This window comes from Paenibacillus dendritiformis (assembly GCF_015845845.1).
Lineage (GTDB): Bacteria > Bacillota > Bacilli > Paenibacillales > Paenibacillaceae > Paenibacillus_B > Paenibacillus_B dendritiformis_C.
On the sequence record NZ_LDIG01000164.1, the window covers coordinates 1 to 19,198 of the forward strand.

At 52.1% G+C, this 19,198-nt stretch carries 22 protein-coding genes; 2 read left to right on the forward strand and 20 right to left on the reverse strand.

The features are described from left to right. The 6 genes from ABD76_RS16680 to ABD76_RS16705 form a co-directional block, all read right to left on the reverse strand. A partial coding sequence (locus ABD76_RS16680; RefSeq protein WP_197258359.1) for a CCA tRNA nucleotidyltransferase occupies positions 1-782 on the reverse strand: 782 nt, incomplete at its 3' end. Between the two features lie 68 nt (positions 783-850). Continuing rightward, positions 851-2,011, reverse strand: coding sequence for an N-acetyl-alpha-D-glucosaminyl L-malate synthase BshA (gene bshA, locus ABD76_RS16685; RefSeq protein ID WP_197258360.1), 1,161 nt, complete (start codon positions 2,009-2,011; stop codon positions 851-853). A gap of 67 nt (positions 2,012-2,078) precedes the next feature. After that, entirely contained in the window at positions 2,079-2,777 is a 699-nt protein-coding gene (gene bshB1, locus ABD76_RS16690; RefSeq protein ID WP_197258361.1) for a bacillithiol biosynthesis deacetylase BshB1, read from the reverse strand. Beyond that, positions 2,778-3,200: a methylglyoxal synthase gene (gene mgsA / locus ABD76_RS16695; RefSeq protein WP_197258362.1), complete on the reverse strand. Its 423-nt coding sequence runs from the start codon at positions 3,198-3,200 to the stop codon at positions 2,778-2,780. 42 nt (positions 3,201-3,242) lie between these two features. Then, the gene (gene dapB / locus ABD76_RS16700; RefSeq protein ID WP_197258363.1) at positions 3,243-4,046 is read right to left on the reverse strand and encodes a 4-hydroxy-tetrahydrodipicolinate reductase; all 804 of its coding nucleotides are present in this window, start codon (positions 4,044-4,046) and stop codon (positions 3,243-3,245) included. 29 nt (positions 4,047-4,075) lie between these two features. Then, the gene (locus ABD76_RS16705; RefSeq protein ID WP_197258364.1) at positions 4,076-4,456 is read right to left on the reverse strand and encodes a nucleotide pyrophosphohydrolase; all 381 of its coding nucleotides are present in this window, start codon (positions 4,454-4,456) and stop codon (positions 4,076-4,078) included. A gap of 165 nt (positions 4,457-4,621) precedes the next feature. On the opposite strand from ABD76_RS16705, the gene ABD76_RS16710 reads away from it, so the two are divergent. Both ABD76_RS16710 and ABD76_RS16715 read left to right on the forward strand, forming a co-directional pair. Further along, on the forward strand, positions 4,622-5,491 hold the full coding sequence (locus ABD76_RS16710; RefSeq protein WP_197258365.1) for a YitT family protein: 870 nt from the start codon (positions 4,622-4,624) through the stop codon (positions 5,489-5,491). Between the two features lie 1,087 nt (positions 5,492-6,578). Next, positions 6,579-7,493, forward strand: a complete 915-nt coding sequence (locus ABD76_RS16715) for a transposase (protein ID WP_197258366.1) — start codon at positions 6,579-6,581, stop codon at positions 7,491-7,493. A gap of 1,104 nt (positions 7,494-8,597) precedes the next feature. Here the strand turns inward: ABD76_RS16715 and ABD76_RS16720 are convergent. The 14 genes from ABD76_RS16720 to ABD76_RS16785 form a co-directional block, all read right to left on the reverse strand. Beyond that, positions 8,598-9,440: a sporulation protein YpjB gene (locus ABD76_RS16720; RefSeq protein WP_197258367.1), complete on the reverse strand. Its 843-nt coding sequence runs from the start codon at positions 9,438-9,440 to the stop codon at positions 8,598-8,600. 54 nt (positions 9,441-9,494) lie between these two features. After that, positions 9,495-10,133, reverse strand: a complete 639-nt coding sequence (locus ABD76_RS16725) for a DUF1405 domain-containing protein (protein ID WP_197258368.1) — start codon at positions 10,131-10,133, stop codon at positions 9,495-9,497. Between the two features lie 140 nt (positions 10,134-10,273). Further along, positions 10,274-11,137: a menaquinol-cytochrome c reductase cytochrome b/c subunit gene (locus ABD76_RS16730; RefSeq protein ID WP_197258369.1), complete on the reverse strand. Its 864-nt coding sequence runs from the start codon at positions 11,135-11,137 to the stop codon at positions 10,274-10,276. 18 nt (positions 11,138-11,155) lie between these two features. Then, positions 11,156-11,827 (reverse strand): menaquinol-cytochrome c reductase cytochrome b subunit, encoded by a 672-nt coding sequence (gene qcrB, locus ABD76_RS16735; RefSeq protein WP_168181500.1) that lies wholly within the window; start codon positions 11,825-11,827, stop codon positions 11,156-11,158. 19 nt (positions 11,828-11,846) lie between these two features. After that, positions 11,847-12,383 carry a QcrA and Rieske domain-containing protein gene (locus tag ABD76_RS16740; protein ID WP_006678864.1) on the reverse strand — a complete coding sequence of 179 codons (537 nt, stop codon included), beginning with the start codon at positions 12,381-12,383 and terminating at the stop codon, positions 11,847-11,849. Between the two features lie 166 nt (positions 12,384-12,549). Then, positions 12,550-13,005 carry a DUF2487 family protein gene (locus ABD76_RS16745; protein ID WP_197258370.1) on the reverse strand — a complete coding sequence of 152 codons (456 nt, stop codon included), beginning with the start codon at positions 13,003-13,005 and terminating at the stop codon, positions 12,550-12,552. Between the two features lie 93 nt (positions 13,006-13,098). After that, complete coding sequence (locus ABD76_RS16750) at positions 13,099-13,278, reverse strand: IDEAL domain-containing protein (protein WP_197258371.1); 180 nt, start codon at positions 13,276-13,278, stop codon at positions 13,099-13,101. Positions 13,279-13,301: 23 nt separating this feature from the next. Next, positions 13,302-13,808 carry a gamma carbonic anhydrase family protein gene (locus ABD76_RS16755; protein WP_197258372.1) on the reverse strand — a complete coding sequence of 169 codons (507 nt, stop codon included), beginning with the start codon at positions 13,806-13,808 and terminating at the stop codon, positions 13,302-13,304. 69 nt (positions 13,809-13,877) lie between these two features. Then, positions 13,878-15,032, reverse strand: a complete 1,155-nt coding sequence (locus ABD76_RS16760) for a hypothetical protein (protein WP_197258373.1) — start codon at positions 15,030-15,032, stop codon at positions 13,878-13,880. A gap of 140 nt (positions 15,033-15,172) precedes the next feature. After that, positions 15,173-15,787, reverse strand: a complete 615-nt coding sequence (locus tag ABD76_RS16765) for a histidine phosphatase family protein (protein ID WP_197258374.1) — start codon at positions 15,785-15,787, stop codon at positions 15,173-15,175. A gap of 50 nt (positions 15,788-15,837) precedes the next feature. Beyond that, positions 15,838-16,437, reverse strand: a complete 600-nt coding sequence (locus tag ABD76_RS16770; protein ID WP_197258375.1) for an anti-sigma factor family protein — start codon at positions 16,435-16,437, stop codon at positions 15,838-15,840. Continuing rightward, positions 16,437-17,018 carry an RNA polymerase sigma factor gene (locus tag ABD76_RS16775; RefSeq protein ID WP_168181494.1) on the reverse strand — a complete coding sequence of 194 codons (582 nt, stop codon included), beginning with the start codon at positions 17,016-17,018 and terminating at the stop codon, positions 16,437-16,439. Before ABD76_RS16775 ends, ABD76_RS16770 begins: the two co-directional genes overlap by 1 nt. A 588-nt stretch (positions 17,019-17,606) precedes the next feature. Further along, on the reverse strand, positions 17,607-18,683 hold the full coding sequence (locus ABD76_RS16780) for a phosphotransferase (RefSeq protein ID WP_197258376.1): 1,077 nt from the start codon (positions 18,681-18,683) through the stop codon (positions 17,607-17,609). Between the two features lie 310 nt (positions 18,684-18,993). After that, positions 18,994-19,198: transposase (locus ABD76_RS16785; protein WP_197254502.1), on the reverse strand; the 205-nt coding region annotated here is incomplete at its 5' end.

Consider the following 19,198-nt stretch of genomic DNA (forward strand, 5'->3'; position numbering starts at 1 on the left):
CGCAGCTCGGGTCCGTCCACGGCTCCGAGCGCGCACAAGAGCCGCGGCCACCCATCCGGCGCGGGGCTTGCCAGCGCGCCGAGCGGCTCCTTCGCATAGCGCAGGAGCCCGCTGCGCGCCAGCATGGCCCACCCGCGGGCCGGATCGGCTCCCGCGGTCAGCTTCCACAGCTCGTCGCGCACCCGTTCCATCGCGACGTAGCGCAGCGTTTCCCGTTGGCGGAGGAGCGCCCGCCACGTCGACTTGGCGATGCGTCCGCCCAGCAGCGACGCGAACCGAACGCCCCGCAGCATCCGCAGGGCGTCCTCGCGGAAGCGCGTCTCCGGATCGCCGACGCAGCGGATAAGGCGCCGCTCCAGATCGTCCCGGCCGCCGAACGGATCATGCAGGCGCCCCTCAATATCAAGCGCCATTGCGTTGATCGTGAAGTCGCGCCGGCGGAGATCCTCCTCCAAATCGCCGATGAACTCCACCTCTTCAGGCCGCCGGTGATCCTCGTAGGCGGATTCCTTGCGGAACGTCGTCACCTCATATGTATGATGATCCATGACGACCGTCACCGTGCCGTGCTCTAGTCCCGTTGGCACGACGCGGCGGAATAACGCCGTCACCTGCTCCGGCAGAGCGGAGGTGGCGATATCGATGTCGCCGACCGGCCGGCCAAGCAGCCTGTCGCGCACGGAGCCTCCGACAATGTAGGCGTCATGCCCCGCCGCCAGCAAGTGGCGCATTACTTGCTGCGCCTCCGCATACAGCAATTTTTCGTCAGGATTCCATTCCATCCTGTCACCCCTTTACATGCAAGCGCGCGCAATGGCAGCCATTGCGCGCAGTAGATTCCGGCTGTACGTTAACAGACGGGCTTCGGAATGCCGACCTCTTGCCCGAGCACCCGGTAATAAATTTTTTCATATTCCCACGTGATCAAATCGTTGCAGAAATCGTGGCGAGCCCGATGGAGACAGGCTTCGCGCATCGTCTGGGCGAGCAACGGCTGGCTCAGCAGCTGAATGGCGTAATCGGCCATCGCTTCCGTATCCCCGATCGGAGCGAGGAATCCGGTCTCTCCATGCTTCACCAGCTCCGGAATCCCTCCGGCCTCCGAACCGATCGTCGGCACGCCACAAGCCATCGCTTCTAGCGCGACCAGGCCGAAGCTCTCTTTCTCCGAAGGAAGCAGCAAGCAATCGGCCATCGAAATGACTTGGGCGATTTCATCCTGCTTGCCGAGAAAGTGAACCCGATCCTCCAGCCCCATCTCCCGGATTTTGCACTGCACCTTCGGCATATCCGGTCCTTCGCCGACGAATACGAGACGGGCGGCCACTTCCTGCTGCACGCGATAAAAAATATCCACGACATCCGCCACCCGTTTCACCGGACGGAAATTCGATATATGCATCAAAATTTTCTCAAACGGATAAGCGAATTCAGCGCGGAGCTGAGCGACATCCCGCGGATAATAGATGCGCTTGTCAACGAAGTTATAGGTCAAGTCGATCGGGCGGGTTATCTCCAGCAGTTCCCGCGTTTCTCGAATCAAATCCTGGGAAACGGCAGTTACCGCATCGCTCTCATTGATGGCGAACCGAATCATATCCTTGAGCGATTCATCCTGGGCGAGAACGGTAATATCCGTCCCGTGCAGCGTCGTGACGACCTTCAGATCCGGATGGGACATCTGTTTGGCCAGATAGGCACAAACTGCGTGCGGCACGGCGTAATGAACATGCAAGACGTCGAGCTGCTGCATATTGGCTACCTGCGCCATTTTATTCGCCAGCGACAAATCATAGGGCGGATAGCGAAAGACATAATAATCGTTGACATCCACTTCATGATAGTAGATATTCTTCAAGAACCCGGATCCGAGGCGGAATGGAATATTGTGGGTGATAAAGTGCACTTGATGTCCGCGCTCCGCCAGAAGCTTCCCCAGCTCGGTCGCAACGACGCCGGAGCCTCCTAGAGACGGATAACAGGTAATTCCGATTTTCAGTCCTTCCTTCAAGCCGATTCCCTCCTATCTGTTCCAAAATGCTTCGTTCCACGGCATCCAGCATGCCCTGAACGGATACTTATAAAAAGGCGGAAACGGCGTAAGGCCCCTTCATGGCAAATCCTTCGGCCAAAGCAAAGCCTCTGGCCTGCCCGAGCAAGGCGTCTCTTGCCTCTACCCGTTCCACATAGCCTTGATTAAGCGGCGTTAAGACGACATCTTCCGTGCCGCTCGGGCGGACGAATTGAGAAGCATAGGCTCGCAGCGCCTTGCGCTTCTCTTCATAGACATCCGTCACATCGACCAGAATCTGCGCGGGAGCGATATCATTAATGAAGTAATAAAAAACCTGCTCCACTTGATGCGCGGGCATATCGGGCATATAGCGGCGAAGCTTCGCATTGAAAATCGCTTCCTGCACAATGCGGCTGCATTGAATATGATCCGGGTGGCGATCTTCCCAGTAAGGCATGAATACGATGCGGGGACGATAGCGGCGGATCGCGCCGACGACCGCATCGATATGCTCGCGCCGGAGCTCCAGCCCCCTGTCGGGCAGCTTCAGATTGTCGCGAACGGACAGGCCAAGAATGTCGCTGGCCTGCTGCGCCTCTCCTCGCCTCCGCTCCACCGTACCATTCGAGGACATCTCCGCCTCTGTCAGATCGCAGATGCCGACTCGAAAACCAAGCTTCGTATGCTTGGCGATGGTGCCCGCCATCCCAATCTCCACATCGTCCGCATGCGCGCCGAAGGCAAGGATATCCAGCTCTTTCATTTACTCTTCCACTCCCGGCTTGTATTTATGAGACAATTCCCGCCATGCAAAATCGCCGCGCTGCAGCGCCTTAACCAAAATTTCCGCCGTCGCGACATTCGTCGCCACCGGAATGCCCTGCACATCGCATAGACGAAGCAGCGCGATAATATCCGGCTCATGCGGCTGGGCCATTAACGGATCGCGCAGGAATATAATGAGATCCATCTCATTTTCGGCCACCAGAGCGCCAATCTGCTGATCGCCGCCGAGCGGCCCCGATTGGAAGCGATGGATGTCCAAATCGGTTTGCTCCATAATGCGAAGCCCCGTCGTGCCTGTCGAGTATAACTGGTGGCCGCGGAATACATTTTCATACGCCGTCACGAAGTTGACCATCTCGTCTTTTTTCCGGTCATGTGCGATAAATGCGATTTTGTACATGTCGTAACCCTCCGTTGCGATATCCCCTGTAAAATAACGGGCTTAGTCGTCTAGCAGATGTTCAAATCCGTAAACCAGCTCTTGAAGCTCCATCACTTTCTTCACCGCGACGTTGACGCCCGGCATATAGCCGGCACGCTCATAAGAATCATGGCGAATTTTCAAGGTTTGTCCATAACCGCCGAAAATAACCTCCTGCTGCGCAAACACCCCCGGGAGCCGTACGCTATGGATGCGGAATCCATTATAGTATCCTCCGCGCGCGCCTTCCAGCTTCTCTTCTTCGTTCGGATTGCCCTGTCGCTTTTCTTCCCTCGTCTCGGAAATCAGCTCGGCCGTCTTAATCGCCGTTCCCGAAGGCGCGTCCAGCTTCTGATCCCCGTGATATTCAATAATCTCAACATCCGGGAAATATTTGGCCGCCTGCTGAGTGAAGCGCATCATCAGGATCGCACCAATCGAAAAATTCGGTGCGATCACCCCCCCGATTCCCTGGTTCTTACACATGTCGCCCAAGCGTTCGATATCCTCAGGAGCGAACCCCGTCGTTCCGATTACGGGGCGAACCCCATACTGAATCGCCAGCTCGGTATGCTGCAGGACCGCCTGCGGAGTCGTAAAATCAACCATCACATCCGGCGCGGTTGCTATGAGCGCCTTCTCTAGATCGGACTCGACGATGACCCCGGAGGCCGGCAAACCGACCAGCGAACCGGCGTCGACAGGTCCGGCTGAACGGTCGATAGCGGCAACGAGGCGAAGCGCGTCATCTCCCAGCACCATTTTTACGACCTCACGGCCCATTCGTCCTCCTGCTCCGACTACGGCTACTTTGATTTGTTCCATCCTCGCCCTTCCTTTCCTTATCGTACCTGCTAAGCGTTCGGCTCTTCCTCAATCCGCGTCCACCGATCAGCGTCTCTCGTGGTGAATTTATGCATAACATCGTCATGCGCCTTCGTCAAGTCAATGCCAAGCGAATTGGCAAAGCACAATAAAATGAACAGGATATCCCCGAGCTCCAGTTCGATGGAATTATCCGCTTCCGAAGCCTTTTTCGGCTTCTCGCCATACGTATGATTCACTTCTCTGGCCAATTCGCCGACCTCTTCCGACAAACGCGCCAGCAAGGCAAGCGGACTGAAATATCCTTCCTTGAATTGCGATATGTAACGGTCCACTTCGCGCTGCATTTCCGCCAGCGGCTTCTCGCGCAGCGACGACAAGAGCACCTTCAAATCCGAATTTGTCGCCATGCCATCCCCTTCTTCGTCAGCTCTTTCATGTTTCATTTCTGCTACTATGTTAACGTATACCCGGCTGGAAAACAAATGCTTTTTATATGTAACTTATTTCGATATACTAAGAATGCGCCGCTCAGACGCGATACTTATTTTGATTAAAAAGGAGCCTTGCCACACGTGAATTCGACCTGGCTGCAGCGCATATGGCAGACCTACCTGCCGATAACGATCGGAACGGCCGTGTACGCGTTCGGTCTGATTTACTTCATTATTCCCAACCAGCTAATGGAAGGGGGCGTCACCGGGATTACGGTGCTGCTGAACTATGCCGCAGGCATACAACCGTCCATTTCCACGCTTGTCCTGAACATCCCGCTTTTTGCAATCGGTTGGAGAGCGTTGGGAACCCGGCAATTAATATACAGCATCTATGGCGTTCTGTCCCTCACCGTGTTTTTGTGGCTGTTCGAACGGGCCGTAGCCAATCAATGGATCCTCCCGTTCCAGACGGAACACGATTTCATCCTTGCTCCCCTGTATGCGGGCGTGACGCTAGGGGCCGGCCTTGGCATCGTATTCCGCTTCGGCGGCACTACCGGAGGCGTAGACATCCTGGCGCGGATCGCCAACCGAAGATTCGGAATTAGCATGGGACAATTCATTTTGCTGCTCGATATCTTCATCATCGGCTCCGCCTTATTCTACATCCCGAAGGAAAAAATACTGTACACTCTCGTAACCGTATTCATCTCTTCCCGAATCATCGACTTTATTCAGGAAGGGGCGTATGCGGCCAAGGCCTTCACCGTCATCACAGACCATGCCGAAGCGATCTCGCAAACGATAACAAGCGAGATGGAGCGAGGGGTAACGCTCATTCCCGTCATCGGAGCTTACTCCCGCGAACAAAAGCAGATCGTGTACTGCGTCGTCAGCCGCACCGAAATGCGCCGCTTCAAAACGATCGTCAAACAAATCGACCCGCGCGCCTTCATCGTCGTCAGCGATGTTCACGACGTGCTTGGAGAGGGCTTCCGCGAAGACTAGCGGCCATGCACAATGCCGGAGATGAAGATTCGGGCACTGATGATGATTTGCGAATTGTGAATATTCACACTCATGATGATTAGCACCGATTAAGATTCGCGCACTGTGAAAACTTATTTACGCTCTAAGAAAATACCGGGGGCACAAGTTTCCGGTTTTTGGGCTGCGCTTCTTCCTTAGCTCCCTCCGCCCTCACTTCCCCTTGCCCTCTCCCTTTAACTCAGAAGTAACTCCACCCCCATACATAGTATCCGCCTAATTGGGACACATTGCATTTCTATTAAATTCTTATTATCCATATCCTCATCATCCCAATCCTTGTCATTATAGCTTGCTTGTCAATCACTTCGATGCCTTACTTCCAGTAACCATCTTTGTCCCGGATAATTGAGAACGCATGGGAGCCAGAGCAATACATACTGTCAGAGCTCTTTTCACTACTCTCCCTTTGCGTCAGGAAACCCGGAACAGCAAGCTCATCAACAAACCTTACCCTGTTCATCACTACATCCTCTCCCCGCTGCTTCTTCCTATTTTCCCGTTGCTTCAGGAACCCAGTGACATCAGGCTTCATCAGCTAATCTAACCCTGTTCACCACTCCAACCTCTCTCCCCGCTTGTTTATCCTACTCTCCCGTTCATTCAGGACAAGCCTATTATCAGATGTACAGGACCGTGACTGCCTGAACAATATAAGCTTATGAATCCCGGAATCACGAATAGAAAAACTCTGGTTCTAACTGCCTCCCTTCATTTTCTCAACTACGATTTTTCACATATATTCTAGATGAAAGACCTCAGTAATAAAAATATGGCTCCACTTTTCCTGACACAAAGGGAGATTGAAAATAAGAAGAGAGAGATATATAAAAGGTAAAGCTCATCGGCCATTACCGCGGCGGCCAGTTCCCCCGGCTCGTGGTAAAACGCCGCGTGTTAAAACCTCCAAAGAATACGAAACTGAAAAGCGCTATTTTTGCACTATTTTTGAAAGATAGAGGTTGATAACAGAATGTATGTTCGTTATAATTGAATCGAGAACGTTTGTTCTCCCTGCCCAAACAATAATAGTCTGGAGGGACCGCAAGTGGAGAAGTTGGATAAGATTGCAACCTTGGAGGAGTTGTGGAACACATTCGCGACGGAAGCGGATAGCGCCGCTTATTTGGAGAGCGTCAAATGGCCGGAAGGTTTCATTTGTCCGAAATGTGAACATCGCCAGGCTTATATTATCAGAACACGCCGGCTTCCTCTGTATGAATGCCGCTCTTGCCGTCACCAGACTTCGCTTATCGCCGGAACGATAATGGAAGGCAGCAGAACCTCTCTTAAGAAGTGGCTAACGGCGATTTGGCTCGTCTCGTATAGAGAGCCTGGAATCAACGCTGTTCAACTGCAAGCCATGCTTCAAGTGACATATAAAACGTCCTGGCTCATTTTACATAAAATTCGAGGCGCAATTCATTATCATGATACCCATAATCTGATGAAGGGGGATGTTCGGGGCATTATCGTGTTTTATGGGCGCCCGTTCAGTTCGCCTATCGTGATGCATGACAAGGAGACGGCAATTATCGTTGCGGAGACTTCATCGTACTCCGAGTACGGACCGGCAAGACAATTCAAGATGAAGCTTATCGGCAGGGAGCATCTCTCGGGCAAGCTGCTGCTTCCTTCGGGATGTCAGCACTTCAGGACACAGCATGTGGAGAAAAACGATGACTATGAGACAGAGATAAACCGCTACATTTTCCGCATTCGCCGGGATAGCCGGCTTTATACAATGTACAGGCAGGCTCGCCAATGGTTGAACCGAACGTTCCACGGAATCGGGGCCAAGTACCTGCAGCGCTATCTGGATGAATTCAACTTCCGGCTCAATGCGCCAGCTACTGCCGTCGCCTCTCAATTGCTTCAACTATGTATTATGCCATCGCCGATTAGTTTAACACATACAGGACAAGCATCTACTCCGTCCCGAGCGACGTCTTGCGCGGCGTAGACGGCGTATACCCAGATCTACTGAACAGTGTCTTGCACATCGTAGGGCGGTATATATTTTGATATGTCGAGCAGCATCTTGCATAGTATATGATGGTGCTTATTTCGATTGCTTAACACACTTATATATTTCGTTTTTAGAAGGCGTCTAGCAAGTGCTTGAGACCATGTTTATTCAGCTTTTCAGAACCGCATGTTGCCATAGTAAAAGACGATGTTTATTTGCCTTTTCAGAACAACGTCTTTAATTAGAAAAGATAGTGTTATTTTCTATACGGCAGCTTATATACGGTAAGACTGTACTTGTTTCGTTTTCCTGAACAGTGCTTTCTGCGGCATGTGAGAGGGTGTTTATTTTTTATTCCTGAACCGTGCCTTCCACAGCACGTCAGACGATATTTAGAACACCCGTTCTACACCCTAGAACGGTGTTTTCTCGTATTTTCTGACCAACGTTTTGTACAGCTAAGGGTATTTTCGGCGTTTACTTTATCGTGCTAAATTGAGGGGACTATATTCTTGTCTCTAAGCTTGAGTGATTCGCCTCCGGTACCAGTAAAGCGGAAAAAGCCACATTTTAGTCGTGTAACCGTGGGGGCAGTGATACGGTGGATGCTTGATGTCCATCGTTCCTGACTCAAGGGGAGAATATGCATAAGGACGCAAAAACATCTACATCCTTCCATTTAAATCCTCCCCTCTCGCATGCAAGGTCCCTTCGCTGGCATGGTGCCTCCCTGGTGCATGCGATCCAGTTGAAGCTCCATCCAGTTCCCAACCCCCAGCATCCCGGATGTCAACCATCCTTAACGGATACGCATCTCCGCTTGGAGTGATGTCCGCTCATGTTCAAGCAGTGTGATGTCCAAGCGCAATGTGCAAACATGCAGTAAAAGCATGGTGCACGACCGCGGTGTTCATAGATACCATACAAGTTATGGTGCACAAGTGCGATGTTCAAGATGCCGTATACAAGTTGTGGTGCACGACCACAGTGTTCAAGCATGCCGTACAAACGTGGTGCACGACCACAGTGTTCAAGCATGCCGTACAAACGTGGTGCACAAGCGCGTGTTCAAACGTGCAGAAGCGCTGGAGATATGCATTACTTTCGAAAGCGTCCTGGACGAATCGAGTCATGCTCGTAGCGGTATTTCTGCAAGGCGACATAGAAGAGCACGGAACAAATGATGAACGTAAATAACAATGTCCATTGCAGCGGCAGTGTCCCGGTATCTTCTTGGCCGAAGGTCGGCGCGTCCTTGGTCTTGCCGAACAGTTGGCGGAGCCATTCATCTCCATGCCGGTTCAACGCCTGATTGACCTCAGCGAGGGGCGTCTGCTTGGCAACAGCCCGTTCGACAAGCCGTACAAGGGATTCAATGACCTCCATTGTCTCCGGACTGCGCTGTATGGTCGCGGCTGGCCGGATGCGGTCCACATGCAGCAGCCACTGCTTGGCGCTGGACAACCACTCCTCTTCTTGTTTGACCTGCTTCATTCGGTTCATTTCATCACGAAGCATTTGTTCGTATTGCAGCCACATCGCTTGTTTTTTATGGATTAACGCATCCGACGCCAGCCGCAATCGGGCCGCAACATGCATCAGGCGATCCTCATTCAATTCTATTGCAGGCAGCGCGCGCTTCACTTGAACGATCGCATCACTGAACGCCCGCACCCCTTCGACACCCGTCACGCCATAAAATGAAGTGTCGGTCATCGCTTCTCCCATCTTTTGCACAAGCTGCCGCGCTTGTTCAAGCTCTTGCTTCTTTACGGCCTCATATATGGCTTCCGCTTGCTGGTCCAACTTCTGCCATCGCTCTTCCGGCTTGCCAGCCATGCTGTTCGGCTCCGAAGCGGCAGCGGCAGGCGCCAAGCCGAGTGTACATATGCTGATGATTCCGATTACGATGACAAGCCAACGTGAACGCCTAATAAGCATGTACATCCCTCCCCCCCATCATCGTATGGGGAGATGTCCAAATTTATGCCTCCGCTAACCGTTCCGTCTTCTTGCCTCCTTCATCGCGGCCCAGCTTACCGTCACGCTGGCGCCCGTCAAGGCAAACGTGAACACGCATACCTCGAATAAATAAGGGTGGAGGGTGCGCGGGAGCCAAGGAAAAACTCCGGCGCTGTAGTCGACGGTGTCATTCAGCCAAGTCCAGCACGCCGCTATCGTTAAGCTGGCACTTCCAAATCGGAATAAACGCACATACAGCAGCGCTTCTACCGCCATTGCCAGATGGGAACTGATCAGCATCCAATCCTGCCATACCATCGGGTTACCTAGGGCCGCCCCGGCAAATATCATGGCGCATGCCCATATTCCGTACTTGATGGAGGTGACTACCGCCAGCGCCTCAATGAGCTTGACGATGGCGCTCCCCCATACGGAACGGGGTTGCGGACGTACTAATAGGAAGAAAATGCCAATCGTAAAAAATAGGCTGGCGGTCGGGCTATCCGGGACAAAGGGAAGCTGCCATAGCGGATGATTGTTCCACGTATAGATCAATTGATCTTTGTACCAATAATATCCGTACACGGTGCCAAGCAGATTGCTCCAGAATAACGTCCACAGCACCCAACGCCGTCTTAAAAAAGAACGGCTGAGCAAAGAGGTCAGCTTCATATGTACTCTACCTTCTTCCGCTCCGATCCCGCGAAATCGCGCATGCGCCCGATAAGGGCGGGCAAGGATCGGATGAACTTATAGTCATCTACAGAACGAGCCTGACCGTCACAACGGTCAGGCTCGAGTCTCTACTTATTTTACTTCTCAGCTTTCTGTTTCGCAAGCCATTCTGCGATATGATTCAATTCCTCTTCCGTTGCTGCATCCTTCATTGGCGGCATATTGCCTTTACCGTTGTGGAGGATGTCGAGGATATCGTCTTTGGTTAACGTATCGCCGATGCCGCGAAGCGAAGGACCGGATTGACCCTTCAGGTCAGTGGCGTGGCAGCTCAAGCATCCCGCCTTTTTCATATAATCCATGGCAGGATCATCCTTGTCAACCAAGGCGATCTCCTTGTTCGGCTTCGGCTGTCCCGTAGGCTTGCCGGCCATCGCAGCTTCGCGCGCCTTTTCCAACCGTACCTCATGCTCTGGCCTAATATTCAGCTCTGCCAGCTCGGCTTCATACCCCAGCCAAGCGACCCGCGTCAAATAGAAGCAAGCGATCAAGCTGACAATCATGAGCGCGGAAGCTACAGGGCGCTTATAGAAGCGGCGTTCCTTCCCTTTGTCCAGGAATGGCGCCAACATTAATCCGCCGAACATGATACCCGGTATGAGCACCGTGCCGATTACGACATAGCTTCCGGACGCATATGGGTATTTCAAGAACTGATACAAGAACAGAAAATACCAGTCAGGAATAGGAACGAATCCCGTATTGTTCGGGTCTGCCGGATAACCTAACGGAGCAGGCTCCGCAATCGTTAGCACGAAAATTCCTACCAAAGCTACGACGCCGACCATCCATTCCTTCAATAAGAAGTACGGAATGAAGGCTTCGGACTTCCCAGGAAATGCGGTATAATCCGGTGGAATCGCTCTCTGGCTTTTTTTCTTTATGCGTGAATCACCGACATATACGATTTTCTCAGTATTCGACGACTTATCGTGTGCCAATTGGTCTCTCCTCCTCTCTTATAGCGGTCCAGAAATACCTTGACGGCGAATCATCAGGAAGTGAGCGCCTATCAAGGCCAGTAGAGCCGCCGGCAAGAAGAAGACGTGAATCGCGAAGAACCGTGTAAGCGTCTGCGCTCCGACGATCGTACCGCCCTGCAGCAATTCCTTGACGTACGGTCCGATATATGGAACGGTATCGGCGATCTCCATACCGACCTTGGTTGCGAAGTACGCCTTGTTATCCCATGGAAGCAGGTATCCCGTGAACCCGAGACCGATCATAATCAAGAGAATCAGTACGCCCACGACCCAGTTCATTTCCCGCGGCGATTTGTAAGAGCCGGTGAAGAACACCCGCAACGTATGTAAGAGCATCATTACGATGACAAGACTCGCACCCCAATGGTGCATGCCGCGAACAATTTGTCCGAAGGCAACCTTGGTCTGCAAATACTCAACACTGTAGTAAGCGTTGACAATGTCCGGAACGTAATACATCGTCAGGAACATACCGGACAAAATCTGAATCACGGTGATAAAGAACGTCAACCCACCGAAGCAGTATACGAACGCGGAAAAATGGTGCGCCGGATTCACGTGTTCCGGAACCTCGTGATCCGCCACGTCGCGCCATATCGGCGTGATATCCAGACGTTCGTCAATCCAGTTGTAAACCCCTTTAAACATCTGACACTACGCCTCCTTGTTACTGCACGTGTTGGTTCGGAATCTTGTCACCAAGATATACAAAACCGTTTTCAATTTTCACTTTGTACTCGTCCAGCGGTGCGCGAGCTACAGCCAGTTGCTTGCCTTCCTTCGTGTAATGCGCGCCATGGCACATGCAGAAATATTGATCTTTGTACTTCGGGTTGGAATTCCAGTTAACCGTGCATCCCAAGTGCTTGCATACCGGCGACAACGCGAAAATATCTCCGTTCTCGTCCTTGCTGATCCAGGCAACCAATTGAGGCTTGCTCTCATACCAGCCATCGATTTGCGTCACGTCGAATGTAAATTCCTGAGGTTCATTGGTAATCTTGCTAACTTCCGCGACTTTTATGTAGTTCCCCTCTGTCTTTTTCTGCAGAAGCGGATCCACGGCGAACCGTACCATGGGAATAGCTGGACCGACGAACATGAAAGCGCTCGCTCCACCCAATGTGTAAGAAAGAAATTGTCTACGAGACATTTCTTTGCGAGGTTGGTGAGGTTTCTGCTCGTTATTTTGCGGTTTGCTCATTACTGTCTTACCCCCTTTACACAACCGTTCTCGCAGCTTGCTATGATGAGAATCACAATCTAACTAGGACATCATTATAATATCCCAGTGCCATGAAAGCGTCAAGAATTTACCAGCCGAAATGCAAATGGGAACACGATTTGCGCCAAAAAATGTTGAGATTTTGTCACATTTGCTCTTCAAACTGTGATGCGTACCACATTTTTTGAATTTTGTCCTTCATCAATTCCTTGACAGTGTTCGCATCTTCTGTTCCAAGCTCTGCCGGCGTAAAGACAGCATCTGCTTGAGACACCTCTCCCTGACGGAGCCGGACCGCTTGCGAGACGATGATAATATAAGCAAATCCTTGCTCTCTGAGCCGTCCGCAAACCTTGTCCAACAGAGCGATATCCGCCGGCTGCGGCTCGCTTCCCCCCGTAAAATGGCAAGCCGGATAAGTTACGGTGCGCCCGTGGAACGGAATCTCGACCCCGTCGAGCCAATCCCGCAGCCGTTCGAGCCGTTCCGCCGCTTCGACCGGCGATTCCAGCCCTGTCAATCCGGTCACGGGAAGGATGCATGTGTCTAGGTAAGGCCCCCATTCCTTCCATTGTTCTGCAGTCAACTCGCTGAATTTCATGCTGCTCCCCCTTTTTTCCAGTTACTCCTCCCCATATTATAACATGTTGTACAAAAAAATGAAGAATCGCTCAGAGCGCTTCTTCATTAGGGGTTACTGCAACGTTTTCAGTTCTTCCGTTAAGGTTCGGAACGTGGTCTCATCCCCTGCTGCCAGTGCTTTATCAATTTCTTCATATATTCGTTCCGTCCGGTACTTCCGTATCGCGTCGTCCCAGATCATTTCCGCAGTCAAACTCAACATCGCTTCATACGTCACTTTCATTTTATCCATAGGATGCACCTCCAACCTAACGATTAAGAGATCCTATATTCCTTTCCTTTCACCACATAGCTATCCGTTGTTTTCTTCATGCGCTGCAAATCTTCGTCTGTCAACTCCCGTATGACTCTTGCGGGTGAACCGAGAGAAAGAGTATAGGCCGGTATTTTTTTATTTTCAGTGACGACGGAACCAGCTCCTACTAAAGCATATTCACCAATTTCCGCTCCGTTCAGTACAATGGCCCCCATGCCAATCAATGTACCTGTGCCTATCCGGCAGCCGTGCACGATCGCACCGTGTCCAATCGAGACGCGATCTGCGATAATTAATGGCTGATCCGTATTGACATGTCCGATAACACCGTCTTGCAGGTTCACTTCCCGGCCGATCTGAATCGCCGCGAGATCGCCGCGCAGCACGGCATTGAACCATACGGTGGACAAGGGACCGACGGTTACGTCACCGATGAGCTTCGCCCCTTCCGCCACATATACGGTGGGATCGATGCTCGGTTGAACGCCTTTGTAAGGAATAAGCATATGTTCGCACACCTCCGAGACACCTATTTATCGTTGCCATCCTATGGGATAAAAGGTGGTCTCATCGTATCAATGGGCATGTGGCTTGTCAACGTTCAGCTGAATCCTGTCTTCATGGGCCACATACACGCCCTGGATGATTTGCTGACCTTTTTTCGTCATCTGCAGCACCTGCACTTCATGCGCGGTCTCCCCCAGCCGAAGCAGGCCCAGATGGACCATCATCATGATGATGCGCTGCCGAAATACGGATTCGGAGGTGTCGAAGTAGAACGGCCGGATGTAAGGAAGAAGCGTCCGTTCCAGCGACTCCAGCGTCGTCCATTTGATTGTGCACAGTTGGATCCAGTGTACGACGGACAGCAGATTCGGAATGGCGTTCTTGTACAGCTTCAACCAGAAGCGGTAGAGCGAGGCCGTCGGCTCGGTTCCTCTCCTGCTGCGCCTCTCCTCGCCCGGCGCGGAGAGACGCAGCCGCCCGTCTCCTTCCTCCAGCCAGCCTTGGTAGAAGGCGTAGTCGTAAATGAAAGAGAACCGGTTCGGGTAATCATGGAACCGCCTGCCGTAACCGAATCGCCATTCTCCCTTGCCTATCGGCGTTTCCCGAATCGCGAACGTATCGAGAAGCTGCTGCTGGGCCCGCTTATACATCACCCCTTCCGAATTCAAGGGCGGACATTCCGTCGCGACGAAATCAAGGAGCTGCAAAATGTCATCTCCGATTCTCCCATCCTCGTCACGATACGCATGCGGTTCAGCGGTAAGCTGCAATTGGCTGGAGAAGGATTGGTACAGCACATCTTTGAAACGCTGCTTCAGATCGGCCGGAATCTGGAACAGATACTTGGTCTGCGGGTTGCAGCCGTTGAACAGCCAGCCGCTGTGCTTGAACTTCGCGATCGTATCCCGCGGTTGAGGCCCGTTCGGAGCAGGATCCGACTTGCCCGGCACCACCGTGTCGAACTTCGTCTGCTGCACTCGGGCCACCAGCTCCTCCAGACTGAAGGAGGACCGCTTATCGAACAGGATGGAATTCAGAAAGCGCCGTTCCTCCAGCGACATCTCATTCACATGGCGTTCGAACACATCCCTGCTGCCAAGAACCAGCAGAATCGATTGGATCAATTCATGCTTGGAGCGTTCATTGCATACGCAGCCGTACCGCTTAGCAATCCGGGCGAGCTGCCCGATATCCGCGTAACTGAGCATATCTGCCAGATTCATGCCGAACCTCCGTTCTTTGTAGCTTCATTCCTTGACCGAGTCCTTGTTACATTAACCATTATTGGAAAAAGTCTGGCATTTATTCAGCAAAATAAAAATAAAACAGGCCCCGGTTCATCAATCGGAACCAAGGCCTGCTTCTATCTGCCGCGGTGGATAGTGACCGCGTCAGACGGTTGGATATGTTTTGTGCAATTATACAAGACAGGATGCCATCCCGCGCCTCGCCGCTCAAGAATCGAGTACGACAAATTGCCGATATGGCCCTGCGACATTTGTCCGAACAAAGCAATGAACAGTTGGGCCAGCCAGCTCCCATGCGTCACGGCCAGAAGGTTCCGGCCTTCACTCCGGAGGGCGAGGGACTCCAGCGTCTTGACGGCCCGCTTGCGGAGCGCGTCATCCTGCTCTTGTCCAAGATCAAGCTGACGCCACTCAGCTCCCCAACGCTTCTCCCGTTCCTCAGGCGTCGTTCCTTCCACCTGCCCGTAAGCGCGCTCCACCAATCCCGGCTCCGGCTCAAGCAGCGGAATATGCAGTGCGCCCGCAAGGATAGCCCCCGTCTCGTCAGCCCGGCGAAGGCCGCTTGAGACGACGGCATCAAATGCGATGTCTTCCTTCTTCAAACGCTCGGCCAGCATCGCCGCCTGCTTCCGGCCGGTATCGTTCAGCGGAATGTCCGTCCGTCCTTGAATCTTCCCCTGCGCGTTCCAATCGGTAATCCCGTGTCTAACCAATCCGATATATTGGGCCATTGCTACTCCTTCTGTAACGTGTAAATGTGGTGGACAACCTTTATCAAAAGTTAGCGACGCACCCGCGTCAGCCAATTTAACAGCAATAATGCAAATGTAACCCCGAAGAGGGACAATGCTATCCAATAATGAGGAATCGTAGGCACCACCTGCAAAATGACCGGATCGCTGATGCTCGCCACCGGGACGCCTATCGTCATTTTCCCCCAGCCCGATGGATCGCCGCCGGCAACGACCGTCGGAATCACCCCGCTGATATCTTCGATGTTCGATTGCTCTCTGCGGACAAGCAGCACAATGAGAGCGCACAAAAATATCCCCATACAAAAAGCAACAATCCCTGCAAGCATATTGCGAGATCGCAGGGACCATGTCTGTGAACGTTGATGAACCGGAACGAGCCAGTCTTGTTCTTCGTAAATCATGTTCATAACCCGTGCCGGCGTAAATCCGGAACCGGATGCCTCGTGAACGATTATCTCCTCCGAATCGCCGTCCATCCATTCCTCGCTTGCAGCCCATACGCTGTATTGCTCTGCGCAGGATTCGCATTCGCTTAAATGCTTCTCAATCGCTAGCCGCTGCGGATCGTCTTCAGGCAATTCGGAATAGACCGGCATCCACTCGAGCGCTTCCGCGCATTTCATCATTAATTCATCCCCTCAACTCCCGGCTCGGTAATGTATGCCTCCAACTGAGACTTCACACTCGCACGAGCGCGGAACAGCAGCGATTTCACGGAGCTTACCGTCTGCCCCAAGGCATGGGCAATCTCTTGGTAATCCAGTTGGTCATACTCGCGCAGGATGAGGGCCGAACGCTGCTTCTCCGGCAGACGGTTAATGGCGTCTCGCACCAAAGATACCTTCTCGTTCCGCAGCAATGCATATTCCGGTGCCGCCTCGCGCGGCGCTTCCGGAACGATACTGTAATCATCGTCCAACGATACTTGCACGCTGCGCTGCTTCCGCAGCTCGCTCAGTACCGTATTACGGGCAATCGTATATAGCCAGGTCGAAAAAGAGGCCTCTGCCTCACGGAACGTATTCAGGCTCCGATATGCCTTGAAGAACGTCTCGGCACATAAATCCTCGGCAAGCAATTCCAACTGGGAGCTCTTTAACATATGAAATATAAATGATAGCAGTTTTCGTTGATAACGATTCATCAATTCCGCGAACAACTCGACGTTGCCGTCTTTAATCTCGCGGATGATCTGGGAATCGGTCATGGACTCAAGTTCCTCCTTGCTTTCCATATCCTTCCCGATGCGCTACCTGTTAAGGTATACTCTCGAAGTATAGAAAAGTTGCGGATCGGAGTTCAAATTACGTCGTTCTCTCATTCACCTATAAAGCGTATGTAGGATAATTCTTCAAAATGTTAAATAATTTCCTCACATATAGTCGTATTTTAGCACACAAAAGTCGAATAATGATTAAAAATTTTTAAGGTATTTGGTGACCCGGCTTACGATTCCGTAAGGTTACCTCCATAGGGTATGCCGCTTCTTGCCAAAAAGTGCTCTATCTGGCCTGGATTTGCAAGGAAATCGGCTTGTACCCGGATACAAACGGTCTTTCCGCAGCCCTTCCGCCATAACAGATTGGCGCATCGAAAAAACAGGCAAAAAAAACGCCACCGAAGTGGCGCCGTGCTTACATATGAGCACTTAGATATTGGATAGGAGTGGAGAGAAACCATACTGTGCCTTTATTATAATGTATCCGTTTTCATTCCGTCAATAGGTTTTATAAAATTATTTACTTCATTTCACAGATTTTTCCGTAACACCGCAGATCAGGGCTTTTCCCCATAATTATTTGTTCCGCCCCTTCTCAAATGCGAACTGCTCCAACCGCCGAATATATACGGGAATCCGCTCCTTCACAGCCGCCCGGTCACCGACCCGCAGCCGGATCCCCTCATTCCATTCCTCGTTCAGCAGACCGGCATGATGACAGGCCAGATCGAGCAGCATCAGAAATTCCTCAATCTTGACGGAATAGGCAACACTCTCGTCTCCTTCGGCATAGCCGGCAAGAAAGCCGTCGGCGAATCCGTTAAGCCGGTCCCTGCAGCTGCCGAACTTGTGCTTCGCATATCGGGGAGAGCTGTCATACGAAGGAAATAGCGTGTTAAAATTATTAAGCAGATTTCCGGCAAACACATGATCATCATATTGCAGCGGAAGCGGATCGATGAGCCGGAGGCGCTGGTTGTCCACGATAATGTTCTCCGGGGAAATATCCCGGTTCGTCAGCGACAGCCGAGGCGTTCGTCCCAGCCGATAACGGAGCGCCTCTTCCAGCTTGCTCCTGATTTTATCTTCTTGAAGCGGAATCCCGGCTTGAAGAAGCTGCTCGAACTGCTCCAGGTACTCGTTCGCTTCTTCCCGCCAATAGGCCTGCAGGTCCCCTTGGATTTCTCCGGCGAGACCTTCTTCCTGCCAACCGAGGAATCCAAAACCGCGCAGCGGCGCCTCCGCTCTGCTCATGGCTGACATAAATTGTCCGCGTTGCCGCCCGAGCCCGGCCGCATCCGCCGGGGCCGTCTCTTGCAAGGACAGCGTCGGACCGCAATACGACTCAATCGTAAAAGTAAGCTCCGGCTCCACGTGATACGCGAAAAACTCGGGGCAGATTCCCGGCATCACCTGATTCGCATGTTGATAATAAAGCCCCCGGGACGCGTATTCCCCCACCATCTCCCGCTCGTTATATACAAATGGCGCGCCGTAAGCTGCAGGCTTAGGTGCGCGGAGGACAAGAGCTTCATGCTCGTCGGTGTGCAGCAAGTAAGCGGTATGCCACGCGCCCTCGCCAAGATAAGACGACGAGAGGCCCTTCGTGCTCAAGCCAATCCGGCCAAGCGCCTCCTCGATCGCGAAATTCATCGATGCTGAGCCTCCTTCTCTAACGGGTTTGATTTTCTTTGTAGGTGTATCATGATTTCCCAAACTCACTCATCCATCTTGCTTTTTCTGCATCCATCGAAAAATTTCCTGTCTCAAACCCCAGAGCTTGCCAGGCGGCGGCGGATTAGATCTTCGGAAGACCGGACAAATCATGACCACCCGTCCAACGGGTGGTTTGCACTTGGGGTATAACCCCCTGTTGCCAAACTGCGCCTAAAGACGCTAGCCTGACAATTAAATTGTTCAGGCTCAGTGTAACTTGTCACTTTCACTTACCAGTTAAACTGGTTTACTTCTTCTTGCTACTGTTTCTGTTGAACGGATCTTCATACTCTTTCACACTCAGTTTATCAACTGCTTGGTCATGTGCTTCCTGTTCACGTATATATTTTGCGACAGTTGCTTCATTTAAGCCTACTGTGCTGACGTAGTAGCCCTCCGCCCAAAATTTCCGATTGCCATATTTATACTTCAGGCTGGCATGCTTCTCGAAT

Coding starts and splice junctions, on each gene's coding strand:
- bshB1 (WP_197258361.1), bottom strand. CDS start 2,777: ATGAAAGAGCTGGATATCCTTGCCTTCGGCGCGCATGCGGACGATGTG.
- mgsA (WP_197258362.1), bottom strand. CDS start 3,200: ATGTACAAAATCGCATTTATCGCACATGACCGGAAAAAAGACGAGATG.
- dapB (WP_197258363.1), bottom strand. CDS start 4,046: ATGGAACAAATCAAAGTAGCCGTAGTCGGAGCAGGAGGACGAATGGGC.
- ABD76_RS16705 (WP_197258364.1), bottom strand. CDS start 4,456: ATGGCGACAAATTCGGATTTGAAGGTGCTCTTGTCGTCGCTGCGCGAG.
- ABD76_RS16720 (WP_197258367.1), bottom strand. CDS start 9,440: ATGCTTATTAGGCGTTCACGTTGGCTTGTCATCGTAATCGGAATCATC.
- ABD76_RS16725 (WP_197258368.1), bottom strand. CDS start 10,133: ATGAAGCTGACCTCTTTGCTCAGCCGTTCTTTTTTAAGACGGCGTTGG.
- qcrB (WP_168181500.1), bottom strand. CDS start 11,827: ATGTTTAAAGGGGTTTACAACTGGATTGACGAACGTCTGGATATCACG.
- ABD76_RS16740 (WP_006678864.1), bottom strand. CDS start 12,383: ATGAGCAAACCGCAAAATAACGAGCAGAAACCTCACCAACCTCGCAAA.
- ABD76_RS16745 (WP_197258370.1), bottom strand. CDS start 13,005: ATGAAATTCAGCGAGTTGACTGCAGAACAATGGAAGGAATGGGGGCCT.
- ABD76_RS16750 (WP_197258371.1), bottom strand. CDS start 13,278: ATGGATAAAATGAAAGTGACGTATGAAGCGATGTTGAGTTTGACTGCG.
- ABD76_RS16755 (WP_197258372.1), bottom strand. CDS start 13,808: ATGCTTATTCCTTACAAAGGCGTTCAACCGAGCATCGATCCCACCGTA.
- ABD76_RS16760 (WP_197258373.1), bottom strand. CDS start 15,032: ATGAATCTGGCAGATATGCTCAGTTACGCGGATATCGGGCAGCTCGCC.
- ABD76_RS16765 (WP_197258374.1), bottom strand. CDS start 15,787: ATGGCCCAATATATCGGATTGGTTAGACACGGGATTACCGATTGGAAC.
- ABD76_RS16770 (WP_197258375.1), bottom strand. CDS start 16,437: ATGATGAAATGCGCGGAAGCGCTCGAGTGGATGCCGGTCTATTCCGAA.
- ABD76_RS16775 (WP_168181494.1), bottom strand. CDS start 17,018: ATGACCGATTCCCAGATCATCCGCGAGATTAAAGACGGCAACGTCGAG.
- ABD76_RS16780 (WP_197258376.1), bottom strand. CDS start 18,683: ATGAATTTCGCGATCGAGGAGGCGCTTGGCCGGATTGGCTTGAGCACG.